Origin of the sequence: Pseudomonas aylmerensis (assembly GCF_001702265.1) — a bacterium.
GTDB classification, from domain to species: domain Bacteria; phylum Pseudomonadota; class Gammaproteobacteria; order Pseudomonadales; family Pseudomonadaceae; genus Aquipseudomonas; species Aquipseudomonas aylmerensis.
Map to the genome: position 1 here is coordinate 57,867 of NZ_MAUE01000037.1, position 20,591 is coordinate 78,457.

A 20,591-nucleotide genomic window follows, 5' to 3' on the forward strand; every position below is an offset into this window, starting at 1 on the left:
CCATGCCTGACATTCGCGTCATGACCGCGTCCGACTACGACGCCGTGCTCACCCTCATGCAAAACACCCCCGGCATCTCCCTGCGTGATGCCGACTCCCGCGAGGCCACCGAGCGCTACCTGGCGCGCAACCCCGGGATGAGTTTTGTCGCGCAAATCGAAGGCCAATTGATCGCGTGCGTCATGTGCGGCCACGACGGGCGTCGCGGGTATCTGCAGCACTTGCTGGTGCTGCCGGACTACCGTCGCCAAGGCCTCGCGCAGGCGTTGACCCGGCGCTGCCTTGAGGCGTTGGAACAGTTGGGTATCCACAAATGCCACATCGACGTGTTCAAGACCAACACCCACGCCGCCCAGTATTGGCAGGGCCAGGGCTGGAAGCTGCGTACCGATATCGACCGGTATTCCTTCACGCGCCCGGGCAATGAAAACGCCTAGAACTCGCCGGAATACTTCACCGCTGCCGCTGCCCGCGAGGGTACATCCAAGGTGCGCAGCAGCGATGACACATGGATGCGCACGGTAAACGGCGAGATATCCAGGGCCTTGGCGATTTCCTTGTTGGTCTTGCCCTGGGCGATCAGGCGCAGCACTTCCTGCTGGCGGGTGGTGAGGGTGTGAGTGTCGAGGGGCAGCAGGCCGGAGGGCGCGAACTTGACCAGCACCTCGCCTTCGCGGATCGCCAGCAGCGCCTGGCCGATCTCGTCGGGGGCGATGTTCTTGCCGATAAACCCGTCGGCACCCAGGGTCATCACTTGATCGATCAGCGCCGGGTCATCGACCATCGACACCACGACCAGGGTGGTGCGCCGCAGTCGCTGGCGCAGCTCGACCAGCTGGCTCATGCAGGTCAGGCCGGGAAAGCGCAGGTCGAGGATCAGCGTATCGACGTCGTGGCCGTCGCCGATCAGCGCGAGCACCGTGTCCAGGTCGCCGGCCTCTTGCACCACGGCTTCGGGCAGCAAGCGCTGTACGGTGCGCCGCATGCCTTCACGGAACATCGGATGGTCGTCGGCGATGATGATGCGATCGGTCATGGCGTGCTCCTCCCTGGGGCAAGGTTGTGCGCTGGCATGCTACCTTACCACCGCGCCCAGGGTCTGCCTGGGGTGCATGATGGATTTGTTGACTGCCGCACAAGGACGTACCCCATGAGTCTTGAGACCAACTCCGAACTCGACCAGGCCAACCTGCGCATCGTGGTGGCCGCCATTGCTATCGTGTATATCGGCGCGCTGGGCTTCCTGCCCGGACAGTCGCTGGACACCTACCTGCCGGTAATCCTGTACATCGTGCTGTTCCTGCTGGCCTCCATCGTCTTGCGCCAGGTCATCGCGCGGTGGCCCGGGCATTACCCGGCGCGGCGGATTTTCGGCATGCTCCACGACTACACCGGCACCTCGTTCGGCATGGTCATCGGCGGTGAAGCGGCGTTGCCGCTGTATGCGGTGATGGTGTGGGTCAACCTCGGCAACGGCATGCGCTATGGCTCGCGCTACCTGGCGATTGCCACGGCATTGGCGTTGCTGGCGCTGTTGGTGGTGTACCGGCTGACACCGGTATGGCAGGCGCAGCCCTTCATGGTGCTGATGCTGATGATCACCAGCACGGTGATCCCGGTGTACGCGCATATCCTCCTGGAACGTACGCGCAAGGCGTCCGAACAAGCCATCGCGGCCAACCTGGAAAAGTCCCGGTTCCTGGCCCAGGCCAGTCATGACCTGCGCCAGCCCATCCACTCCATCGGCCTGTTCACTGCGTGCCTGCGCGAAGCCAGGCTCGGCGATGAAGAGCGGCGGCTGGTGGACAACATCGACCGTTCGCTGCTCAACGTGTCGCAGTTGTTCCGCTCGATCCTCGACCTCTACACCCTCGACAATGGCCGCCTGTTGCCCAAATACCAGGCGATCCACCTGGGTGAATTTCTCGCTGATCTGGTGCGCCAGAACGCCGAGGCGGCGCGTTGGGCCGGCGTGGAATTGCGCCTGCGGCCTTGCGCATACTGGGTGCTGGTCGACCCGGCGCTGTTGGCGACCATGGTGCAGAACGTGCTGTCCAACTGCTTCAAATACGGTGCGCACCGTCCCGTGTTGATCGGCGTGCGCATTCGCGACGGTGGCTTGGCGGTGGAGGTGCATGACCGGGGTCGGGGGATTGCCGAGGAGCATCTGTCAAAGGTCTTCGAAGAGTTCTATCGGGTACGCCACCTGCGTGACAAAGACGTCGAAGGCGTCGGCCTTGGGCTGTCCATCGTCAAGCGCCTGGGGCAGTTGATGGGGGTACACGTGAGCCTGCGTTCACGGGTTGGCCATGGCACGTCCGTGAGCCTCTACGGCCTGACCCTCGCCACCGCACCGCGTGCACCGGCCGCTCGCGACGAAACGCGCCAGGCGGGCCTGCTGACCGGTTTGAAAGTGTGCCTGGTGGAAGATGATCACAACGTCTTGCTCGCCACCCAGGCCCTGCTGGAGCGCTGGGGCTGCGTGGTCCAGGCCGAGTCATCAGGACGCGACCTGGTCAGCGATTGCGACATCATCGTCGCCGACTACGACCTGGGGAATCATGCCACCGGCATCGAATGCATCGATGCCCTGCGCGAACAACGCGGCTGGGCGGTCCCGGCCCTGATCCTCACCGGGCACGATGTGGAGAAAATCCAGGCCGCCTTGCACGACCGTCAGATCGCCATTCTCTCCAAGCCCGTGCGTCCCGCTGAACTGCGCGGCACCCTGCGGGACCTGAGCCAGGAGACGGTTACTGGGTGAACCCCTGCAGTGCGTTGCCGCGTGCGCCCTTGGGCTGGCAGTAAGCGGCGGGCTTCATCAAGCCAAAGCTGGCCACCGTGAACAAGCCACCGCTGGCGCCGCTGGGCACCGAGCAGTTGTACTCGCCGGAGGCAGCGCTGGCGATGTAGTAGGTGGTCATCGAATCGCTGCGCACATTGGAAATACGCTTGACCGGTTCGCCCAGGTTGGTTTCCGACAGGGTCTTGAGGTGGTCTTCGCTGGGCTTGACGTTGCTGCAGCCGGCGACGCCGATGATCAGGGCGCCGAGCAGGGTGAGACGGGTAATGGGGGCGTGCAGTTTCATGGTGATTCTTCCTTGGGTTGTTATGGTTTTTCCAACGCACAACGAACCCGCGCGCAATGAATGCGCGGTGCCTGGGGAACGTTGGAAGTGGCGGCGAATATAGCGCCGCCGGGGGAAGCGGTCGATTAGCACAAGTGTGCTAGTGGCACGATGATTTCATGTAGGGAGATGCACATGCTGGAGATAAAACGCGCCACCCCGGAGCACGCCCAGGTGGCGTTCGACATCCGTTTGCGGGCCATTCGCAGCCAATGCATCGGCGCCTATACGTCCGAGCAAATGCTGCTGTGGACGCGGGGAAAAGCCGAGGACGGCTACGACGCCCTGATGGATCAACCGTTTTACCTGGGCTGGGTCAACGGCGAGGCGGTAGCCACCGGAATGCTCGACCCGCGCAATAACGAAGTGGGCGCGCTGTTCGTGTTGCCCGATTACACCGGCCACGGTTATGGCAAGGCGATGCTGGCGTTTCTGGAAGACTTGGCACGCGAGCTGGACATGACCGCATTGGTCCTGGACTCGACGTTGAATGCGGCCAGTTTCTATCGGGCGTGCGGTTACGTGGGGGATGAGCAGGCGATTTACCATTCGCCGTCCGGTTTGCAGCTGGCATGTATCCCGATGACCAAACAGCTCAGCCCCTGACACCACACTTTGCCGGGGGCGGCTTGCCGGCAAACAAGCCGGATGAGCGACCGCTATCTATGTCTATCGGGTGCCGCGCCAGGTAGGTGCGACGCTGTTTAGTGCGGATTGAGCGCCTGCTTGCGATACACCCCGGCCAATTCCCGCGCCAGCCCGATAAAGTTCTGCAGCGGCGCCGATGGATTGAATGTGCGCCGCACCAGGGTAATCGGCGCCAGCAGCTTCGGCCGCGCGTCCTTGATCCGGCAATACACCACGCTTTCGCGGTGTACGTCGCGCATTGACGCAGGGACTACCGAGATGCCTTCACCGGCGGCCACCAGGCTGAGGTTGGTGAGCATGCGCTCCACTTCAAAGGCGATCTTCGGTTCGAAGCCGCCGTTCTGGCAGGCCTTGATCAGGTTGGCGTACATGCCCGGCGCGCCGGGGCGGCGCACGAGGATGAAGCGTTCATCCTTGAGCGCGTCGAGCGCGATGTCGGTGCCGGGGGCTTTCAGCAATGGGTGGCCGGTGGGCAGCGCCAGCAGCATATCTTCGTTGAGCAGGCGGTGGAAAGTCAGGCTTTGGTGAGTGCTGACCGGCGCGCGGAGGATGCCGATGTCGATGCGTTTTTCGACGCTGTCCTCGGTCACCTCCCGGGCGCTGCCTTCGTTGATCGACAGCTCCACGCCGGGGTAGCGCTCGCGGTACGCGCGGATGATCCGTGGGATCAGCGGGTGGGCGGCGGCGGAGCTGGTGAAGCCGATCACCAGCGTGCCCTCGATGCCTTGGGCGGCGCGGGACGCCTTGAGCGAGCCTTGTTCGACACGGGCGAGGATGATCCGCACTTCATCGAGAAACACCAGGCCACCGGCCGTCAGGTCGACGCCCTTGGGGTGGCGCTTGAACAGGTCGAAGCCCAGCTCTTGCTCGAGCGCGCGGATCTGCTGGCTGAGGGGCGGTTGCTGCATGTTCAGGCGCGCAGCGGCACGGGTGAAATGTCGCTCTTCAGCCACCATGATGAAATAGCGTAAATGGCGAAGTTCCATGGTGGTATATCCCGTGACAAGACTTTATTATTTGCGGCCGGCAGCGGCCAGGCGCCCAATATGCCGAAAGCGGCGCGCAGCGACAATAACAATAAATAAAAACAGGCTGGAGTACCGATGCCGACCCGATACGCCAAGAACGCCACCCTGCCTATTTTGATTGCCATCGCACTTGGCATGACGCTGGGCCTGGTGTCTCCGAGCCTGGCGATTGAAATGAAAGTGTTGAGTGACGGTTTCATCAAATGCGTCGGCTTATTGATGCCGTTCCTGTTGTTTGTATTGGTGTCCACCGGTGTTGCCGGTATCAAGCGTGAGCCGCAGCACCGCCGTGTCGTACGGCGCATCATTGTGTATTTCCAGTTGATGTCGTGTGCCGCGCTGATGCTGGGCATGGCCACGGGCTGGGTGTTCAACCTCGAGACCAGCGCGGTCTCGGCGCCGCCGTTACCGCCCGAAAGCTTCCTGCATGAACTGTCGCTGCTGTCGGCGTCCTCCACGCTGTACCGCGTGTTTACCCAGAGCCTGGTGCTGCAAGTGATGTTCGCCGCCGTGCTCTGCGGGCTGCTGCTGGGGCGCGGCAGCAGCCTCGGCAATCGCTGCCTGGGCTGGCTGGAGGCGGGCGTGCAGGGGGTGTTTTTCGTACTGCGGATAATCTTGACGTTTGCCCCCGTGGCGGCGTTTGGGGCGATGGCGTTTGTGGTGGGTAAATATGGGGTTAGTTCGGTCTTGCCGCTGTTGAAGTTCGTGCTGGTTATATACCTGGTGAGTGCGTTATTTGTGGTCGTGGTATTGGCCTTTATTACGCGTTTAGTTGGAATAAAGCTCACGCGTTTGATGGGTTATTTGAAAGAAGAGTTATTGCTGGTGACATTCACCGGTTCTTCCGTAGCGGCACTTCCCGGTTGCGTGGATAAACTCGAAGCCCTGGGCTGCGATCGCCAGTTAGTGCGCCTGGTGTTGACCACCGGCTACACCTTCAACCTGGCCGGGACCAACCTGTACCTGACTACCGCGATCATGTTCCTGGCGCATATGGCCGGGGTCGAGATTGCCCTGCCGGAGCTGCTCGCGGTGCTGGTGATCTGCCTGGTGACGTCACTGGGTTCCACCAGTGTGGCGGGGTCGGCGCTGTTCACCTTGATCGCCACCTTGAACATCCTGCAACTGGTCCCTCTGGAAGGGGTGGGCCTGTTGCTGGGAGTGGAGCGCTTGATGAAGTGCCGCTCGCTGACCAATGTGCTCGGCAACTGCGTGGCGTGCCTGGCGATTTGCGGGTGGCAGAAGTCGATTGATCGTGAGGTGTTGAAACAGGCACTGCCCACCCAGTAGGAGCCGGCAAGCCGACTCCTACTGGTGAGGGGTCAGCCTTTGGTATTGGCCAGTTTGTCGAAGGCCTTGTCGAGGTTGCCTTCTGCACTTTGCAGCTTCTCACGCCGCTCCTTCAGCCACTGCTGATCCGCTTCTAGCGTCTTGCGCGCCTCCACCAGCATGCGCTTGACCTCCTGCGGCTGCGGGCCGCCGGTGCCTTTGCGGGTTTGGACCATGGTGGTCGGGGACAACGCCGCACGAAAACCGGCCTCGTCCAGCGGCAAGGTGTTGGGAGTCCACTTGTACTTGTCCGCCGCCTGGCTATACAGCTTTTGTGCGTCGGCGTAAGGGAAGGTCTTCGGCGTGGTGCCGTTGCTGCGTGCTTCGGTGACGATCAGCGAGGCAAAGCTGTGACCAATACGGAACGGCACCTTGTATTGACGCTCCAGGGTGTCGGCCAGCTCCATCGACGTGGTCCACTCCGATTCCAGTTCTTCCAGGGCCCGCTGCGGGTTGATCTGCAGCGCGTCGAGCACTGCGTCCATGGCCTGGAACATCTCCTTGGTCGATCGGAACACGCCCAATGAGTCGAACGCGAACTTGTAGTCGGTCATGCCAGTGGTGACGTTATGCGCGCGCAAGGTCACGGCCTGGGCCAGGCCGACCACGTCCGAGGCGGTCTCCCGCGCCCGCATCAGCAAGCCTGGGTTGCGTTTTTGCGGCATGGCGCTGCTGGTGTAGGTGGCCTCTTCATCGAGCAGCAGCCACGGGCGGATCTGGTGATACTGGGTGTGGATGTCGCCGATCATGGCGCCGACACGAATCGCCGAGGACGACGCCAGGTTGGCTGCTTCGATCGGGATGTCGTAGGTCGACACCTGGCTCGAATCCAGCGAGTTCTCGCGCACGCCATCAAACCCCAGCAACTCAGCCAGGCGCTCGCGGTTCAGCGGGTAGGCCGAGTTTGCCAACACCGCGGTGCCCATCGGACTCTTGTTCAAGCGTGTGTACAGTTCGCGGATGCGCTGGCCATCGCGGTCAAACGCGGCTTCGAAGGCCAGCAGGTAGTGGGCATAGCTGATCGGCATGGCCTGCACGCCGTTGGTGTAGGCGGGCACCAGGGTGTCGACGTTCTTGTCGGCAATGTTCAGCAGGCGCAGGCGCGTGGCGTTGAGTGCCTCGCTGTAGGCCAGCACCTGGCTGCGCAACGCGGCCAGGCGGTAGGTGGCGAGCATGTCCTGGCGGCTGCGCCCGGAGTGGATCAGCGAGGCCTCGGGACCGATCTTGTCGGTCATGATCTTTTCCAGTTGCAGTACGTCGCTGGGGCGCGTGCCGCCGGGCTGATCGGCCTTGGCAATGGCGTAGCGCACACCGCCGGCGATCTTCTGGCCCATGTCCGGCTTGACGATGCCTTCTTCGGTGAGCATCACGATCGAGGCTTTGTTGATGCGATTCAGCCAGGCGAATTGCGTCTGGGTCGGATCGGCCTTGGCCTTGTGTTCGGTTTGCGAGCTGTCGGGCGTGGCGCCGACTTTCGCCGCCTGGGCCGCGCATTGTTCGGTGGTGGTACACGGCAATTCGCCGGTGTTGGCCGCCTGGGCGCCGAAGCTGTTGAAGAGGGCGAAGGCCACCGCCAGAGGCAGCAGGCTTTTCAGGGCGCGGGGGGATGTGTTCACAGGAGTACCCGATTTATTTTTGGAATTGGGGGCCAGCCGGGCGCAGGGCACAGGCGGCAGGATCAGGCTATCGGGTCTGTTTGCAGATTGAAAATATATAGTAAGTGTTGAAGGCTGAGGTTTTAGGTATGGCGTTGGGAGGGTTTGCGGGGAATGAAGGGGGTTGTTGGGGGAAGGGCTGTTGTGGTGAATGAGGTTGTTGTAGGGAGAGGGCTGTTGTGTTGAATAAGATTGTTGTGGTGAGCGGGGGCAGTTGTGGTGAATGAGGTTGTTGTGGTGAGCGGGGGCTATTGTGGTGAGCGGGCTTGCCCCGCGTTGGGGCGCGCAGCGGCCCCGGGCATGCACTGCAGTTCTTCAGGTGGATTTGGGTTGTCAGGTTTCAGGGCTGCTGCGCAGCCCAACGCGGGGCAAGCCCGCTCGCCACAAAAACCTGTTGCTGCCCAGAAAACCCAGCGGCAACAGATCAATGCATCTTGCTATGGTCCATCCCATCCAGGCCGCGTGCGGTGGCCTTGACTTCAATGGCTTGTTTCTCACCCTTGGCGTTTTTCACCGTGAGGGTCAGCGGCACCTGGTCGCCTTCCTTGATCTGGCTGGTCAGGCCCATCAGCATCACGTGATAACCATCCGGGTCGAGCTTGACGGCCTTGCCCGCCGGCAGGGCGACGGAATCCACCGGGCCCATGCGCATCACGTCATCCTTCATGCTCATTTCATGGATCTGCACGTCCTTGGCCGCAGGCGTTGCCACGCTCAGCAACTGGCTGTCGCTGTCGGCGGTCAGGGTCATGAACGCGCCGCTGGACGGCTGGCCCGGCACCGAGGCGCGTACCCATGCGTCGGTGACCAGTACCTGGGCGCTGGCGTGCGCTGCGAGGCCCAGCAGGGACAGGCCGATCAGGGTGCGCTTGAGGTGTTGAACGGCAGTCATTAGCAGACCTCCATGACGGTGAGCAGGTCTTCTGCGCACTCTTTAGCGTTAAGGGATGCCTGCAGGCCCAGGCGCAGGTTGCCGCGTGTGTCGAACACGAAACTGGTGGCCGTGTGAGACAGCGTGTAGGTGTCGCCTGCGGGGATCTTTTCATAAAAGATCCCGAACTCCTTGGCGGCCACGGCGATTTCTTCCGGGGTGCCATACAGCGCTTCGAAGCTGGGGTCGAAGGCTTTCACGTACTTGTCGAGAATCTCCGGGGTGTCGCGTTCCGGGTCCAGGGTGATAAAGATCACTTGCATGATCTCGCCGTCGCGGCCCATCAGCTTCTTGGCCTGGGCGGCGCGGGCGAGGGTGGTCGGGCACACGGCCGGGCACTGGGTGAAGCCGAAGAACACCACCGGCATCAGGCCACGGTAGGAGCTGAGGGTGACGGTGTCGCCCTCGGTGTTCTTGAGCTTGAAGGTGCGGCCCATGATCTTGTCGCTCAAGTCCTTGCCGTACTTGAAGTTCAACCTGGGGCTGTTGTCACAACCGGCCAGCAGGCCCAGACCCAGCAGGCCCATGCCGGTCAGGACCTTGCGGCGGGTAAATAACGTACTCATCAACTGTGCATCCTGTGAAACGCCTGCATTGCTCTGGATCTACACATCAGGCTTTGAGGGCGCCAAGTCTACCAACCCTGGGAAGCGCACGTAATCTGCGACGTTCTGCCACAGGGGCATGCCGTGCTTCATCCTTGTGCGGCTCTGATGGTAGAGTCGCCGCCATGAAATCGAGCCATCCCGCCCGTCCGCTGATCGTCTGGACCCTGTACTTCTGCGTGCTGATGAACCTGTTCGCGTGCGGTTTGGGGCATGGCCAGATGCTCGGCCAGCAACTCAACGGGATCGGCGGGGCGTTCTGTTCGGTGGACGGAAGCCAGGCGCCACTTTCCGACAAAGGGTTGGGCAGCCCGTCTTCCAGCAACATCTCGAACTACTTTGCCTGCCCGGTGTGCAACGCCGTCACCGTTGCGCTGGTGTTCCTGATCGGTCTCGCCTGGCTGTTGGGCCTGGCGCAAACCCCGCGTCCGGCGCATGAGCGGCGGAACAAGGCGCCACCGCGTTATTCCTGGCCCTCGGCCAACCCCCGCGCTTCCCCGACTTTCTGACGTGTGCCTTGGGCTCCCTGCAACCAGGGGGCGTTCTATCGTCACGACTGAGAGTGCGTTTCATGAACCACCTGTTGCCTGCCGGCGCCAGCCGCCTGGTGCGCAAGGCGTCGCGTCGCCTGCGCGCGGAACCTGTGCAGCCTGACTACCCGAGCAATTCCCGTTGTTTCGTACACCTGGATGCGCGCCTGTTGCCGTATTGGCACAGCGTGTTCGACATCTGCCCGGCGCTGCTCAAGCTCGACCCACCCGAGGGCCTGAACCTGTTTCGCAGCTTCATGACCTGGGCTTACCGCAACCAGCCAGCGCAGGACTGGACCTACCACCTGAACATCGGTCGCTGGCTGCTGGGCTCGCCGTATCGCACGCAGATCGACGATGAGCCGATCGAAGCCTTCATGGCCGCCGCCGCAGCGCGCTGGATCAATACCGACGACAGCCCGGCACAGGGTGTGATCCTGGCCTGGCAAGGTTCGACCGTACTGGAGTGGAAGGGCACCCCGCGAGCGACCGTCGAGCCACCGCGCACGCCGGTGCCGGCGGGGGACTTTGTCTGGGGCTCACTGGACACGCGGGGCGAATTCAGCGGCTGGTTGCCGGTGCCGTAAGGTGCTGGCGAATCCACGCGTCGACGTCGGTCACGGCGATGCCGTGCCGGGCGTTGAACGTGACGGCGGGGTCCCAGGCCACGCCGTTGCCCTGGGCGAACACCGCGCGGTACTTCTTCAGGTTGTCGTCGGGGCTGCTGGCGAGGTCGGCCAGTAGCGCCGGCACCGACCAGGGTTCGCGCTGGAGCTGGATGCCCATGGCGGCGTCGACGGTGTCGGCCAACTGCCCGTAGGTCAGGGTGTCGCCAGCGGTGTACACCACCTGGTTGGCGATGGCGGGTTCAGTGAGCACGATCTGCGCCGTCAGCCGGCCGATGTCCTCGGGCGTGGTGACGGTGACGGCTGTGTCCCAGTCGCCCAGGGCATGCACGGTGTTTTGCGCGAGGTCGACCACGCCAAACGACGGCTCGAACAGAAAGCTGGTGAACATCCCGGTGGAGATGATCAGCCACTGGGTGGTCTGTTGGCCGCGCAGCAGATCGCGCACGTCCAGTTGCTCGTCGAACAGGTCCTGCGGGCTGCCACGGCCGATCACGTCGTAGTCCACGCCAAATTGCCACGGCACATAGCGCTTGACCCCACTGCGGATCGCCGCCTGTGCCAACTTGCGTTGGGTGCCTGGGCCTGCGGCAAATCCGATGCAACTGATCACCGTGTCGAACGGCGCGAACAGCGCGGCGAGCGTGTCCTGGCTATCGTTCTGCAGGTCGCCGGCCAATGGCTCGACGCCGAGCTCACTCAAGCCATTCGCAGTAGTCGACTGCGCACGCAACAGCACGGCGATGCGGGTGCCCTGCGGCGCCAGGGCGACCAGTTCGCGCAGCACGGCCATGCCCAGTTCACCGGCACCGAGCACCAGGATGGAAGGGGAAGTCATAGGGTTCTCCGTCAACAGTGAAAGTCGTGGCATGCTTGCAGAATTAAACGCCGCGCATAAGAAGGCACACGCGTGATACCGAGAGCTCCTCATGGATAACGACGAAATCATCCGCCGCTCGCAGGCCGCCTGCGACGCCCTCAGCGCCGACGATGACGGCCTCAAGCGCGAGGTGTTGAGCCACGCCGGCAACCGCTGGTCATTGGGCATCGTGCACGTGCTCGGCGTGTCCGGTCGCCTGCGCCATGCCGAGATCGGTCGACGCATGACGGGCGTCACCCAGCGCATGTTGACCCGCACCTTGCGCCAGTTGGAACGCGACGGCCTGGTGCTGCGCCATGACTTTCAGGAAGTGCCGCCGAGGGTCGAATACGCGCTGTCGCCCCTCGGCACGCAGTTGTTGGTGCACATGATTCCGCTGTGGACCTGGGTGGTGGAAAACGGCGAGGCGTTTCGCCAGGCGCGGGAGCAGTTTGATCAGGCTTGATCGGGAAACAGCCGGGCAGACGCGAGCGGAGGCAGTCCTGGATTGTTACGCAATCTGAAAAAGTGATTGGCGGTTTTGGCGGCTGTTTCTGTGCCGCTCAACTCTATACCGTGCGCGCTCCCGTTGAATGCGGCACCGACCCGACTGACAAAGAACAGGGTTGGGCCGTGACGGGGTCGCCTCAATCACTTCTCGGAGCCTTCATGAAGCACACCACTTGCCTGGCGCTCGCCGTGTCCATCGGCGCGGCGCAGCAGGCGGCTGCCGCCGGTTTTATCGATGACAGCAAAGCCAGCCTCGACTTGCGCAATTTCTACTACAACCAGGACACCCGTAATGCCAGGGGCGCCTCGGACAAGGAGTGGGGCCAGGCCTTCATGTTCAACTACCAGTCCGGTTTCACCGAGGGCGTGGTCGGCCTGGGCCTGGATCTGCAACAATGGTATGGCTTGCGCCTGGATGCGTCGGGCCGCGCCGGCAAGGCCGGTGAAGACAACACTCCTGGCAGCGTTTTCCCCCTGGACGACGGCAAGGCCTCACATGACTTCAGCAAGACTGGCGTCACCGGCAAAATGCGCATCGCCCAGACTCAATTGAAAGTCGGCAGCCTGATGCCCAAGCTGCCGGTTTTGACCACCGAAGACGGGCGCCTGCTGCCCCAGACCTTTCGTGGCTATCAGCTGGATTCCAAGGACTTCAAGGATTTCAACCTGGTTGCCGGCAAGCTTGAGCAGGTTGTCGACCGCAATTCCAGCAACGGCCAGGGCATGTCGATTGCCGGTGCCAATGACCCGATTAAGGGGAAATCCAGCAACCAGTTCTATTACGGCGGGGTTGATTACAGCGTTACCAAGCAGCTGCAGCTGCAGTACTACTACGCCAACCTGGAGAATTTCTACCAGCAGCACTTCCTCGGCCTGGTGCACAACTGGCAGTTGCCAGTGGGGCAGTTCAAGAGCGACCTGCGCTATTTCTACAGCACCGCTGATGGCAAGAATGGCAGCGCGGCGGGGCGCAGCGAAGGGTATGTCAGCTCGGGTTACTACGCGCCGGGCATCAACACGGGCAAGGTCGACAACCGCTTGTGGAGCGCACTGTTCACCTATGGTCTGAGCGGGCACGCGTTGAGCCTTGGCTACCAGAAAACCACGGGCGAAAGTGACTTCCCGCATATCAACCAAGGTCAGGGCCGCTCGCTCTACCTGATCACCAATTCGCAGTCACTCAAGTTCGTGAATGCCGGCGAGCAGGCGACGGTGGGCAGCTATGCCTATGACTTTGCCGGCCTGGGCATTCCTGGTCTGCGTTCAAGCGTGACCTATATCCACGGCAGCCATATCCGTACTGCAGGCCGCGATAACAGCGAATGGGAACGCGACCTGCGCCTGGATTATGTGATTCCCAACGGCACGTTGAAGGGCTTGGGGTTTACCTGGCGCAGTGCGGTGCTGCGCGGGAATGACACCGCAGACAAAGATGAAACGCGCCTGATTGTCAGCTACAGCATCCCGCTGATGTAAAGCGTCAACTGCCGGTATGCGCGGTTTTCTTTTTCGTCGCCTTGCTGCTGGGCTGTTTGTGCGGCGCAGGGCTCGGCGAGGCTTTTTCCTTCGGAGCAGTCTCGGTTTTTTTGTCGCTGTCTGATGGGCTGCTGGGGTAGGTGCCCGGAGGCAGGGCGGAGCCCGCGGCGCTGCTGTCGCTCAGCGTATTCGGTGACGGCGCGGTGTCATCGCCGAAGGCGGCGAAGGCCGGACTGGCCAGCAGGGCCGACAGGCCGACAATAAGCAAAATCCTTTGGGACATTCTGGTCTTCATGACGCGATCCCCTTGTTGCTCTGATCATGACTGAAGCCCGAAAAATCCGGGCTTCAGTACTGCTTCAATCAAGACTTCTTGCCGCCGCCGGAGCTGTGCGCCCCGCCTTTTTTGCCGGCTTCAGAAGCCTTTTCGCGGTCATTGGCAAAGTTGCCGCCCGAACCTTGACCGCCGCTTTTTTTCTGCGTGTCGGGCTTGGCTTTGCCGCCTGCACCCGTGGTGGTTTTTCCGCTGGTAGCCATTTTCAAATCCCTCATCAATGAGTGAATCAATGGTGTCGCTTAATTGGGAATACTCAACCGAAAGCAAAGTTTGAAAAAGTTCGCGGCCATGCGACGAATGGACGTCACGCCGCGAGCGGCTTGGCGCCCATGGATTTCTTGTGCGCCGCTTTCATCGCTTCCATTTCAGCGCCGAGTTCTTCCAGCACTGCCTTGCCCAGCAGCTTCCTGGCCTGGGGGAACATCTCGGTTTCCTCTTCTTCGATGTGGTGTTCCAGCAGTTCCTTGACCACTTTGACGCGCCCGGAGAACTCGGTGGTGGATGGCTCGGTCTGCTTCAGGTCGGGCAGCACCAGGGCGTCGACCGTGCGATGCTCTTCCTTGGCTTCGTGGTACATGATGTCTTGCTCCTTGCCGCCGGCTTTGCGGAAGGCCGGGTAGAGGATCTCTTCCTCAAGCTTGGTGTGCAGGCTGATCTCCATCTCGAGTTTGGCCAGCAGTTCGGTGCGCTTCTTGACGCCGCGTTCGGTGGACTCGCTCAGTTGGGTCAGCAACGCCTTGACGCGTTCGTGGTCAGCCTTGAGAAGGTCGATGGCATTCATGGTGGAACCTCACGGATAGCAAGCGGGCGCGTCGAAGTGCGCGCCTCGTCCGGTAGGTAGTGCATCAGTTATACCAACTTGAACTTATTTATAAATCATTTATGAATCAGTCGCTTATGTCATGAGTGTAGGTGTGGCGGTCGTGCAGCTTGCATGGTCGGGCAAGGTTTGGGTTGCATTACGCTGTCCCTAGCCGCCGCTGACTTTCCAATGCTTGATGTCTTCGGCGAACACCACCTGCTTGACCTCATGGGCAATTCCGTAGGCGAGCGATTCGTGCGCGGCAATGACCTTTTCCTCGGCTGACAGGCACTTGAAAATATCCAGCTGGGTGTCGGCTTGGGACGTCTCCAGTTCATAGATTTTCACGTAACGGGCGAGGTCGTTATCCAGGCTCGACAGGTACTCGCGCAGCCGTTGGTGGTCCACCGAACTCTGGCTGAAGTACCAGTTCATCGGATGGATCAGAAAGCGCGAATGCGGTGTGGTGATACGCCGGTTCGCTGCCAGGAACATGATGATGCCCATGGATTCGATATTGCCCGCGTTGATCGCGCAGAGCGGCACCGGCAGCGCCTTGAGGAAGGTGTAGAGGGTAAACCCGAAGTTGGTGCTGCCGCCGGTGGTCGACAGGTTCAGCAGCAGCGAACTGGCGCCTTCGTCGATCGCATCCAGGCAGCAGTCGCGAAAACGCTCGGTGGTGCCTTGGTCGATCTGGCAGTGAAAGTGGATAACATGCTCGGTCATCCTGAACCTCCGGAATTCAGTGCAAGAGGGGTGACTGAGGTTGAGTCTAGAAGGTTGCCCGCGATGTGCCCGGGTGCAAATCGGATGGAACCCTCGGGCCAGATGCTTGACCTAATGCATAGACCTCAGGAGGTGAACCATGCAAATAGAATATATCTGGATCGCGTTGGCGGTGATTTTGCTGCTGTTGGAATTGTGGGCGATCAACGTCGTATTGCGCAGCACCGGTGGCTGGGAGACCAAGGGGCTGTGGGTGGTAGTGCTGATTTTCGTGCCGCTGTTGGGGCTGATAGCCTGGGCGATGTTTGGTCCCAAGCGAGAGATGGCGCAGCAGCGCAGAAGTTAAGGTTCACAGGTAAAAAAAACAGGCGCCGAGAGGCGCCTGTTTGCGTTTCAGCCCATCGCTATCAACCCGCCAGGGCCTTGGCGATGGCTTGGTTGAATGCCGGCAAGTCATCCGGTGTACGCGAGGTAATCAAGGTCCAGCCATTGGCCTTGCACTCCTTGACCTCGGCATCCACCCAACCGGCGGCACCGGCGTTTTCCAGGTCGATGCGCACGCTTTTGTAGGAGGTCAGCGTCTTGCCTTTGATCACGCCGGCGTCGATCAGCGCCCATGGGCCGTGACAGATCGCGGCCACGGTCTTGCCGGCCTTGACGAAGTCGTTGATCACCCGCAGCGCCGCTGCATCCTGGCGCAGGGTGTCGGCGTTGACAGTGCCGCCAGGGATGACCAGTGCATCGAATTCGCTGCTGATCACGTCCGACAGCTGCACGTCGGATTCCACCGTCTTGTCTTTCTCGGTATCGCCGACAAACGTCTGGGTGGTGCCGCCCTTGCTGGATGCGTGGGTTACGGTGGCGCCGAACCCGCGCAGCGCTTCCAGCGGCTTGACCAGCTCGTCGCGCTCGATGCCGGTGTTGGAGGTGATGATCAGGATGTGCTTGCCGTTGAGTTGCGCGCTCATGGTCGAGTGTCTCCTTGGGTCAGGGGTAGATTAATGGTCGTGTTTGGCTTGCAGTTCCTTGGCCATTTTCAAATGGGCTTCAAGGGTCGGCAGGGTCTTGGTGGCGAAGGCTTTCAGCTCGGCGTTGTCCGAGGAAGCGGCTTCTTTCTGGAACAGTTCGACAGTTTTTTCATGGGCCGCCACCTGGTTGTTGGCGTAGGCCTTGTCGAACGATTCATCGCGCAGCTCGAGGATGGCTTTCTTGGCCTTGTCGGTCAGCGCGGCATCGTCCGGCACTTCGATATCGAGTTTTTTCGCCAGGGCTGCCAGTTCCTGGTTGGCCTTGGTGTGGTCGGTGACCATGTGCTGGGCAAAAGTTTTCACATCGGCCGAGCTGCTTTTTTCGAGGGCGAGTTTGCCGGCCTCGACTTCAGTGATGCCGCCTTGTGCCGCGTCTTCTACGAAGCTGTTGGACGTCGCGGCCATGGCCGTGGAAATCGAGCCGGCAACCAGCACGAAAGTCAGGCCCATTTGTTTGATCAGTTGCGTGGTCATGGTGGATCTCCTTGAACATGGCGGGATGCCGTTACCTGAGTGTTGAGCCGGCCCGACTGCAAAAGGTTTAAATTAATTCGCGCTTTTCTCACCAGCGGGCATGGCTGGCAAATTCCTTGAACTATCGAAATCCGTTGGCCTCTGCTGCACAGGTGCGTGCGATTTTCTTGCACGCCTTCAACTGCCAGGAGAGACACCGTGACCGATCACAAGACCGCCGACAAAACCCCTGAACCCATCAGCTCCGAACAGGCGCAGAAAGGTGCCGGCACCGCCGCCAAGGGCGAGACCCTGGAGCGCCCGAACCCCAAGACCGAAACCGTCGACAAGGTGCTCACGCCGACCTCGATCAAGGACACCGAGCGTCAGACCGATGCGATCAACGAGCAGGCCGCCAAGGCCGAGCGCAAGCTGGGCCGCTGAACATGGCCAAGGCAATTTCCGCGTCGGAACTGGGGATTGATCTCAAGCCTGCGGATGACGCCAGCCTGTTCAAATGGTTTATCGCCAGTTTCCTGATGGGTAAGCGCATCCAGGCTCCCATCGCGGCACAGGCCTACAAGGTGATCGTCGAAGAGCAGGGCCGCGACACACCGCGCAAGTTGCAGCACTGCACATCGCGTGAGCTGGTCTCGATGCTCGGGCGTGCGCATTACGTGCGTTACGACGAGAGCACCGCGCAGCGCCTGCTCGACCTCAGTGCCAAGCTCAACGCCGAATACGCTGGCAAGATCACCCACATGCGCAGTGCCAGCAAAGACCGCCAGGCGTTCGAAAAACGCCTGGGGGAATTTGACGGCGTGGGGCCCAAGACCATTGAGATTTTCATGCGCGATGCAGCCGCGGTGCTGTTTTGACCCTGATTTTTAATTGCAGCATGGGGCTGCTGTAACAGATGTGCTGCGGCCTTTTTGTGGTGACTTTTTTGTGGCAAGCCGGCTTTTTGTGGTGAGCGGGCTTGCCCCGCGTTGGGGCGCGAAGCGGCCCTGATCCAGCCAGCGCATTTCTTTCAGGTAAAACGCAGTTGCAGGTTTTGGGACTGCTGCGCAGCCCAACGCGGGTGTAGCCCGCTCACCACAAGGGGGGCTCGATTGTTACCTCCTCAGCACTTCGCCGCCTATGAGCTTTCGCGGCGAGCGACCTGTGTTGGCAAGCAGTTTGATTGTGGCAAGCCCGCTCTAGTGGCAAGCAAATTAGTTGTGGAAGGCCCGCTTTTTGTGGCGAGCGGGCTTGCCCCGCGTTGGGGCGCGAAGCGGCCCTGACCCAGCCAGCGCAATTCTTTCAGGTACAACGCGGTGACAGGTTTTGGGGCTGCTGCGCAGCCCAACGCGGGGCAAGCCCGCTCACCACAAGGGGCCTCGATTGTTACCTCCTCAGCACTTCGCGGCCTATGAGTTTTCGCGGCGAGCGACCTGTGTTGGCAAGCAGTTTGATTGTGGCAAGCCCGCTCTAGTGGCAAGCAAATTAGTTGTGGAAAGCTAGCTTTTTGTGGCGAGCGGGCTTGCCCCGCGTTGGGGCGCGAAGCGGCCCTGACCCAGCCAGCGCAATTCTTTCAGGTAAAACGCGGTGACAGGTTTTGGGGCTGCTGCGCAGCCCAACGCGGGGCAAGCCCGCTCACCACAAGGGGGGCTCGATTATCTCTTCAGCACTTCGCCGCCTATGAGCTTTCGCGGCGAGCGATCTTTGTTGGCAAACCCGCTCACCCCCAAAAGCTGTTCGCCACAGCTCACTCGACCTCCACCTGCAGCACTTCCAGGCCTAACCGTTGGTACGCTTCGACGCTCGGCACGTGCCACTCGGTAATCAATGTGTGGATACGCTCACACGGCCCCACCACAAACGGCTCCACCGCACCGAGCTTGTCGGCCATGGTCACTGCCACCACGTGCGAGGCGCTGTCGAGGAGGGCTTGTTTGACCGCCACTTCATCAAAATGCAGCGAGCTGATACCCACCTGCGGATGCAGTGCGCATACGCCGGTGAACAGCAGGTCGGCCTTGACGCTCTGGATCAGGCGCACGGCGTCCTGGCCCGTGGTGGACAAGGTCGCCGGGTTGAGTTGGCCACCGGCCAGGATCACCTTCACTTCGGGATGATCGGCCAGCGCGATGGCGATCATCGGCGACGGCGTGACTACGGTCAGGCGGATCGAGCGCGGCAACGACTGGGCAATCTGCAGTGTGGTGGAGCCGGAATCGAACAACACGATCTGGCCGTCTTCCACCAGGTTGGCGGCCCGGTGGGCAAGGTGACGCTTGGCGTCGTTGGTCTCGCCGACCCGGGTGAAGAAGTCCTTGCCGGTGTCCTTGGGCCGGGGCAGGGCGCCGCCATGCACGCGTTGCAGAAGGCCAGCAGCCGCGAGTTCGCCGAGGTCGCGGCGGATGGTGTCCTGGGACACGGCGAAATGCTCCACCAGGTCGGCGGCGGTGACTTTGCCATCGCGCTCGAGCAGCAACAGGATCTTTTGTTTGCGCAACGAAGGCAGGTCAATGGCTTGATGAGTGGTATGCATGTTTTTGCGCTTTTTTGCGGGTTTGTGCGAGATTAGTCTCCTGCCCATCTAAACGCAATGGCTGGTTGCGCAGCCGATGGGCGGTTACTCTCTGTGTTCAGTTCAGGGAGAGGTGACCTAGATGTCGTTGATTACAACCATCGAAGATTTACGCAAGCTGGCGCAAAAACGTGTCCCACGGATGTTCTACGATTACGCCGATTCCGGCTCCTGGACTGAGAGCACCTACCGGGCGAATGAAAGCGATTTCGCGCGGATCAAATTCCGCCAGCGGGTCGCGCGCAATATCGATGAGCGCTCGATCCGCGCCCGCATGATCGGCCAGGACATGGCCATGCCGGTCGCCCTCGCACCCACCGGCCTGGCCGGTATGCAGCATGCCGATGGCGAGATTCTCACCGCTCGCGCCGCCGCCGCGTTTGGCCTGCGCTACACCTTGTCGACCATGAGCATCTGCTCGCTGGAAGATATCGCCGAACACGTCGGCCAGCCATTCTGGTTCCAACTGTATGTGATGCGTGATCGCGCGTTTGTCGAGCAATTGATCGAGCGCGCCAAGGCCGCTGGCGTGGATGCGCTGGTGCTGACCCTCGACCTGCAGATCCTCGGCCAGCGCCACAAGGATCTGATCAACGGACTGTCGGCGCCGCCCAAGCTGACCCTGCCGAATATCCTCAACATGGCGACCAAACCGCGCTGGGTAATGGGCATGCTCGGCACCCAGCGGCGCGGCTTCGGCAATATTGTCGGGCATGTGAAGGGCGTGGCGGACATGAGTTCGTTGTCGTCGTGGACCGCCCAGCAATTCGACCCGCGCCTGAGCTGGGACGATGTGGAGTGGATCAAGAAGTGCTGGGGCGGCAAGCTGATCATCAAGGGCATTCTCGATGTGGAGGATGCGCGCCTGGCGGCGAATTCCGGTGCCGATGCACTGGTGGTGAGCAATCACGGTGGCCGTCAGCTGGACGGTGCGCCGTCGAGCATCAGCCAGTTACCGGCGATTGTCGACGCGGTAGGCGAGCGCATCGAAGTGTGGCTCGACGGCGGCATTCGCTCCGGCCAGGACGTGCTCAAGGCGATGGCATTGGGCGCCAAGGGCACCATGATCGGTCGCCCGCACCTGTATGGCCTGGGCGCGATGGGCGAGGCGGGCGTGACCAAGGCACTCCAGATCATTGCGCGTGAGCTGGACGTGTCGATGGCGTTGTGCGGCTATAACGATATACGCGATGTGAATCGCGAGATTTTGTTGCCCGGTACATTTCCCGAAAACGTTTACTGAGCAAAAAAATCGTAAAAAAATAAAAAGAGTTGTCCACGAAAACCGTGGGTATCTCTGTGGATAACTTTGCGAAGGCCCGGCAGGGTTGGTGATTTAACCCTCGGT

General features: G+C 61.3%; 25 protein-coding genes and 1 pseudogene. 12 read left to right on the forward strand and 14 right to left on the reverse strand.

From position 1 onward, the window contains the following. Nucleotides 1-2: 2 nt before the first annotated feature. Nucleotides 3-437: a GNAT family N-acetyltransferase gene (locus tag BBG20_RS23445; RefSeq protein ID WP_065907646.1), complete on the forward strand. Its 435-nt coding sequence runs from the start codon at nt 3-5 to the stop codon at nt 435-437. Here the strand turns inward: BBG20_RS23445 and BBG20_RS23450 are convergent. Further along, a complete protein-coding gene (locus tag BBG20_RS23450; RefSeq protein WP_065907648.1) occupies nt 434-1,036 on the reverse strand; it encodes a LuxR C-terminal-related transcriptional regulator in 603 nt (200 codons plus the stop codon). The two genes, BBG20_RS23445 and BBG20_RS23450, sit on opposite strands and share 4 nt — an antisense overlap. Nucleotides 1,037-1,150: 114 nt before the next feature. On the opposite strand from BBG20_RS23450, the gene BBG20_RS23455 reads away from it, so the two are divergent. Continuing rightward, nucleotides 1,151-2,764, forward strand: coding sequence for an ATP-binding response regulator (locus BBG20_RS23455; RefSeq protein ID WP_065907650.1), 1,614 nt, complete (start codon nt 1,151-1,153; stop codon nt 2,762-2,764). Here the strand turns inward: BBG20_RS23455 and BBG20_RS23460 are convergent. Further along, nucleotides 2,754-3,089: a hypothetical protein gene (locus BBG20_RS23460; protein WP_065907651.1), complete on the reverse strand. Its 336-nt coding sequence runs from the start codon at nt 3,087-3,089 to the stop codon at nt 2,754-2,756. The two genes, BBG20_RS23455 and BBG20_RS23460, sit on opposite strands and share 11 nt — an antisense overlap. Before the next feature lie 174 nt (nt 3,090-3,263). Between BBG20_RS23460 and BBG20_RS23465 the strand changes: the two genes are divergently transcribed. After that, nucleotides 3,264-3,734, forward strand: coding sequence for a GNAT family N-acetyltransferase (locus BBG20_RS23465; RefSeq protein ID WP_065907653.1), 471 nt, complete (start codon nt 3,264-3,266; stop codon nt 3,732-3,734). A 98-nt stretch (nt 3,735-3,832) separates the two neighbouring features. Here the strand turns inward: BBG20_RS23465 and BBG20_RS23470 are convergent, their stop codons facing one another. Next, complete coding sequence (locus BBG20_RS23470; protein WP_065907655.1) at nt 3,833-4,762, reverse strand: LysR family transcriptional regulator; 930 nt, start codon at nt 4,760-4,762, stop codon at nt 3,833-3,835. 117 nt (nt 4,763-4,879) lie between these two features. Here BBG20_RS23470 and BBG20_RS23475 point away from each other — a divergent pair, with 117 nt between their 5' ends. Beyond that, complete coding sequence (locus BBG20_RS23475) at nt 4,880-6,094, forward strand: cation:dicarboxylate symporter family transporter (protein WP_065907659.1); 1,215 nt, start codon at nt 4,880-4,882, stop codon at nt 6,092-6,094. Nucleotides 6,095-6,126: 32 nt separating this feature from the next. Here BBG20_RS23475 and BBG20_RS23480 read toward each other — a convergent pair whose 3' ends face one another. The 3 genes from BBG20_RS23480 to BBG20_RS23490 form a co-directional block, all read right to left on the reverse strand. Then, nucleotides 6,127-7,749, reverse strand: a complete 1,623-nt coding sequence (locus BBG20_RS23480) for an argininosuccinate lyase (RefSeq protein ID WP_065907661.1) — start codon at nt 7,747-7,749, stop codon at nt 6,127-6,129. A gap of 463 nt (nt 7,750-8,212) precedes the next feature. After that, entirely contained in the window at nt 8,213-8,680 is a 468-nt protein-coding gene (locus BBG20_RS23485) for a copper chaperone PCu(A)C (RefSeq protein WP_065907662.1), read from the reverse strand. Continuing rightward, entirely contained in the window at nt 8,680-9,285 is a 606-nt protein-coding gene (locus tag BBG20_RS23490; RefSeq protein WP_065907664.1) for an SCO family protein, read from the reverse strand. The genes BBG20_RS23485 and BBG20_RS23490 overlap by 1 nt, the downstream gene beginning before the upstream one ends. 164 nt (nt 9,286-9,449) lie before the next feature. Between BBG20_RS23490 and BBG20_RS23495 the strand changes: the two genes are divergently transcribed. Next, the gene (locus BBG20_RS23495) at nt 9,450-9,833 is read left to right on the forward strand and encodes a DUF2946 domain-containing protein (protein ID WP_065907665.1); all 384 of its coding nucleotides are present in this window, start codon (nt 9,450-9,452) and stop codon (nt 9,831-9,833) included. Between the two features lie 62 nt (nt 9,834-9,895). Continuing rightward, on the forward strand, nt 9,896-10,441 hold the full coding sequence (locus BBG20_RS23500) for a putative natural product biosynthesis protein (RefSeq protein WP_065907667.1): 546 nt from the start codon (nt 9,896-9,898) through the stop codon (nt 10,439-10,441). Here BBG20_RS23500 and BBG20_RS23505 read toward each other — a convergent pair. Then, the gene (locus tag BBG20_RS23505) at nt 10,416-11,318 is read right to left on the reverse strand and encodes an aromatic alcohol reductase (RefSeq protein ID WP_065907669.1); all 903 of its coding nucleotides are present in this window, start codon (nt 11,316-11,318) and stop codon (nt 10,416-10,418) included. The two genes, BBG20_RS23500 and BBG20_RS23505, sit on opposite strands and share 26 nt — an antisense overlap. A 91-nt stretch (nt 11,319-11,409) precedes the next feature. On the opposite strand from BBG20_RS23505, the gene BBG20_RS23510 reads away from it, so the two are divergent. After that, nucleotides 11,410-11,805 (forward strand): winged helix-turn-helix transcriptional regulator, encoded by a 396-nt coding sequence (locus BBG20_RS23510; RefSeq protein ID WP_065907670.1) that lies wholly within the window; start codon nt 11,410-11,412, stop codon nt 11,803-11,805. Nucleotides 11,806-12,008: 203 nt separating this feature from the next. Continuing rightward, nucleotides 12,009-13,325: an OprD family outer membrane porin gene (locus BBG20_RS23515; protein ID WP_065907672.1), complete on the forward strand. Its 1,317-nt coding sequence runs from the start codon at nt 12,009-12,011 to the stop codon at nt 13,323-13,325. 4 nt (nt 13,326-13,329) lie between these two features. Here BBG20_RS23515 and BBG20_RS23520 read toward each other — a convergent pair whose 3' ends face one another. The 4 genes and pseudogenes from BBG20_RS23520 to BBG20_RS23535 form a co-directional block, all read right to left on the reverse strand. Beyond that, complete coding sequence (locus BBG20_RS23520; protein WP_404940350.1) at nt 13,330-13,608, reverse strand: hypothetical protein; 279 nt, start codon at nt 13,606-13,608, stop codon at nt 13,330-13,332. A gap of 80 nt (nt 13,609-13,688) precedes the next feature. After that, nucleotides 13,689-13,796, reverse strand: a pseudogene (locus tag BBG20_RS33260) (general stress protein); the annotation flags it as partial. Nucleotides 13,797-13,966: 170 nt separating this feature from the next. Next, nucleotides 13,967-14,443: a hemerythrin domain-containing protein gene (locus BBG20_RS23530; RefSeq protein ID WP_065907677.1), complete on the reverse strand. Its 477-nt coding sequence runs from the start codon at nt 14,441-14,443 to the stop codon at nt 13,967-13,969. A gap of 189 nt (nt 14,444-14,632) precedes the next feature. Next, the gene (locus BBG20_RS23535; RefSeq protein ID WP_065907679.1) at nt 14,633-15,190 is read right to left on the reverse strand and encodes an ATP-dependent Clp protease proteolytic subunit; all 558 of its coding nucleotides are present in this window, start codon (nt 15,188-15,190) and stop codon (nt 14,633-14,635) included. A gap of 139 nt (nt 15,191-15,329) precedes the next feature. On the opposite strand from BBG20_RS23535, the gene BBG20_RS23540 reads away from it, so the two are divergent. Then, nucleotides 15,330-15,536 (forward strand): PLDc N-terminal domain-containing protein, encoded by a 207-nt coding sequence (locus BBG20_RS23540; protein ID WP_065907680.1) that lies wholly within the window; start codon nt 15,330-15,332, stop codon nt 15,534-15,536. A 61-nt stretch (nt 15,537-15,597) separates the two neighbouring features. Here BBG20_RS23540 and BBG20_RS23545 read toward each other — a convergent pair whose 3' ends face one another. Continuing rightward, nucleotides 15,598-16,158, reverse strand: a complete 561-nt coding sequence (locus BBG20_RS23545) for a type 1 glutamine amidotransferase domain-containing protein (RefSeq protein WP_065907681.1) — start codon at nt 16,156-16,158, stop codon at nt 15,598-15,600. 30 nt (nt 16,159-16,188) lie between these two features. Beyond that, the gene (locus BBG20_RS23550) at nt 16,189-16,692 is read right to left on the reverse strand and encodes a DUF4142 domain-containing protein (protein ID WP_065907683.1); all 504 of its coding nucleotides are present in this window, start codon (nt 16,690-16,692) and stop codon (nt 16,189-16,191) included. 198 nt (nt 16,693-16,890) lie between these two features. Here BBG20_RS23550 and BBG20_RS23555 point away from each other — a divergent pair, with 198 nt between their 5' ends. Then, the gene (locus tag BBG20_RS23555; protein ID WP_065907684.1) at nt 16,891-17,115 is read left to right on the forward strand and encodes a hypothetical protein; all 225 of its coding nucleotides are present in this window, start codon (nt 16,891-16,893) and stop codon (nt 17,113-17,115) included. 2 nt (nt 17,116-17,117) lie between these two features. Further along, nucleotides 17,118-17,549: a DNA methylase gene (locus BBG20_RS23560; protein WP_065907686.1), complete on the forward strand. Its 432-nt coding sequence runs from the start codon at nt 17,118-17,120 to the stop codon at nt 17,547-17,549. Nucleotides 17,550-18,418: 869 nt separating this feature from the next. On the opposite strand, the gene BBG20_RS23565 is transcribed toward BBG20_RS23560, so the two are convergent. Then, entirely contained in the window at nt 18,419-19,204 is a 786-nt protein-coding gene (locus BBG20_RS23565) for a DeoR/GlpR family DNA-binding transcription regulator (protein ID WP_065907687.1), read from the reverse strand. Nucleotides 19,205-19,325: 121 nt separating this feature from the next. Here BBG20_RS23565 and BBG20_RS23570 point away from each other — a divergent pair, with 121 nt between their 5' ends. Then, nucleotides 19,326-20,486, forward strand: a complete 1,161-nt coding sequence (locus tag BBG20_RS23570) for an alpha-hydroxy acid oxidase (RefSeq protein WP_065907689.1) — start codon at nt 19,326-19,328, stop codon at nt 20,484-20,486. The last annotated feature ends 105 nt before the right edge of the window (nt 20,487-20,591 follow it).

Excerpts from the sequence above, each read along its gene's own strand:
- BBG20_RS23445 (WP_065907646.1), top strand. The coding sequence starts at position 3 with ATGCCTGACATTCGCGTCATGACCGCGTCCGACTACGACGCCGTGCTC.
- BBG20_RS23450 (WP_065907648.1), bottom strand. The coding sequence starts at position 1,036 with ATGACCGATCGCATCATCATCGCCGACGACCATCCGATGTTCCGTGAA.
- BBG20_RS23455 (WP_065907650.1), top strand. The coding sequence starts at position 1,151 with ATGAGTCTTGAGACCAACTCCGAACTCGACCAGGCCAACCTGCGCATC.
- BBG20_RS23460 (WP_065907651.1), bottom strand. The coding sequence starts at position 3,089 with ATGAAACTGCACGCCCCCATTACCCGTCTCACCCTGCTCGGCGCCCTG.
- BBG20_RS23465 (WP_065907653.1), top strand. The coding sequence starts at position 3,264 with ATGCTGGAGATAAAACGCGCCACCCCGGAGCACGCCCAGGTGGCGTTC.
- BBG20_RS23470 (WP_065907655.1), bottom strand. The coding sequence starts at position 4,762 with ATGGAACTTCGCCATTTACGCTATTTCATCATGGTGGCTGAAGAGCGA.
- BBG20_RS23475 (WP_065907659.1), top strand. The coding sequence starts at position 4,880 with ATGCCGACCCGATACGCCAAGAACGCCACCCTGCCTATTTTGATTGCC.
- BBG20_RS23485 (WP_065907662.1), bottom strand. The coding sequence starts at position 8,680 with ATGACTGCCGTTCAACACCTCAAGCGCACCCTGATCGGCCTGTCCCTG.
- BBG20_RS23490 (WP_065907664.1), bottom strand. The coding sequence starts at position 9,285 with ATGAGTACGTTATTTACCCGCCGCAAGGTCCTGACCGGCATGGGCCTG.
- BBG20_RS23495 (WP_065907665.1), top strand. The coding sequence starts at position 9,450 with ATGAAATCGAGCCATCCCGCCCGTCCGCTGATCGTCTGGACCCTGTAC.
- BBG20_RS23500 (WP_065907667.1), top strand. The coding sequence starts at position 9,896 with ATGAACCACCTGTTGCCTGCCGGCGCCAGCCGCCTGGTGCGCAAGGCG.
- BBG20_RS23505 (WP_065907669.1), bottom strand. The coding sequence starts at position 11,318 with ATGACTTCCCCTTCCATCCTGGTGCTCGGTGCCGGTGAACTGGGCATG.
- BBG20_RS23510 (WP_065907670.1), top strand. The coding sequence starts at position 11,410 with ATGGATAACGACGAAATCATCCGCCGCTCGCAGGCCGCCTGCGACGCC.
- BBG20_RS23515 (WP_065907672.1), top strand. The coding sequence starts at position 12,009 with ATGAAGCACACCACTTGCCTGGCGCTCGCCGTGTCCATCGGCGCGGCG.
- BBG20_RS23520 (WP_404940350.1), bottom strand. The coding sequence starts at position 13,608 with ATGTCCCAAAGGATTTTGCTTATTGTCGGCCTGTCGGCCCTGCTGGCC.
- BBG20_RS23530 (WP_065907677.1), bottom strand. The coding sequence starts at position 14,443 with ATGAATGCCATCGACCTTCTCAAGGCTGACCACGAACGCGTCAAGGCG.
- BBG20_RS23535 (WP_065907679.1), bottom strand. The coding sequence starts at position 15,190 with ATGACCGAGCATGTTATCCACTTTCACTGCCAGATCGACCAAGGCACC.
- BBG20_RS23540 (WP_065907680.1), top strand. The coding sequence starts at position 15,330 with ATGCAAATAGAATATATCTGGATCGCGTTGGCGGTGATTTTGCTGCTG.
- BBG20_RS23545 (WP_065907681.1), bottom strand. The coding sequence starts at position 16,158 with ATGAGCGCGCAACTCAACGGCAAGCACATCCTGATCATCACCTCCAAC.
- BBG20_RS23550 (WP_065907683.1), bottom strand. The coding sequence starts at position 16,692 with ATGACCACGCAACTGATCAAACAAATGGGCCTGACTTTCGTGCTGGTT.
- BBG20_RS23560 (WP_065907686.1), top strand. The coding sequence starts at position 17,118 with ATGGCCAAGGCAATTTCCGCGTCGGAACTGGGGATTGATCTCAAGCCT.
- BBG20_RS23565 (WP_065907687.1), bottom strand. The coding sequence starts at position 19,204 with ATGCATACCACTCATCAAGCCATTGACCTGCCTTCGTTGCGCAAACAA.
- BBG20_RS23570 (WP_065907689.1), top strand. The coding sequence starts at position 19,326 with ATGTCGTTGATTACAACCATCGAAGATTTACGCAAGCTGGCGCAAAAA.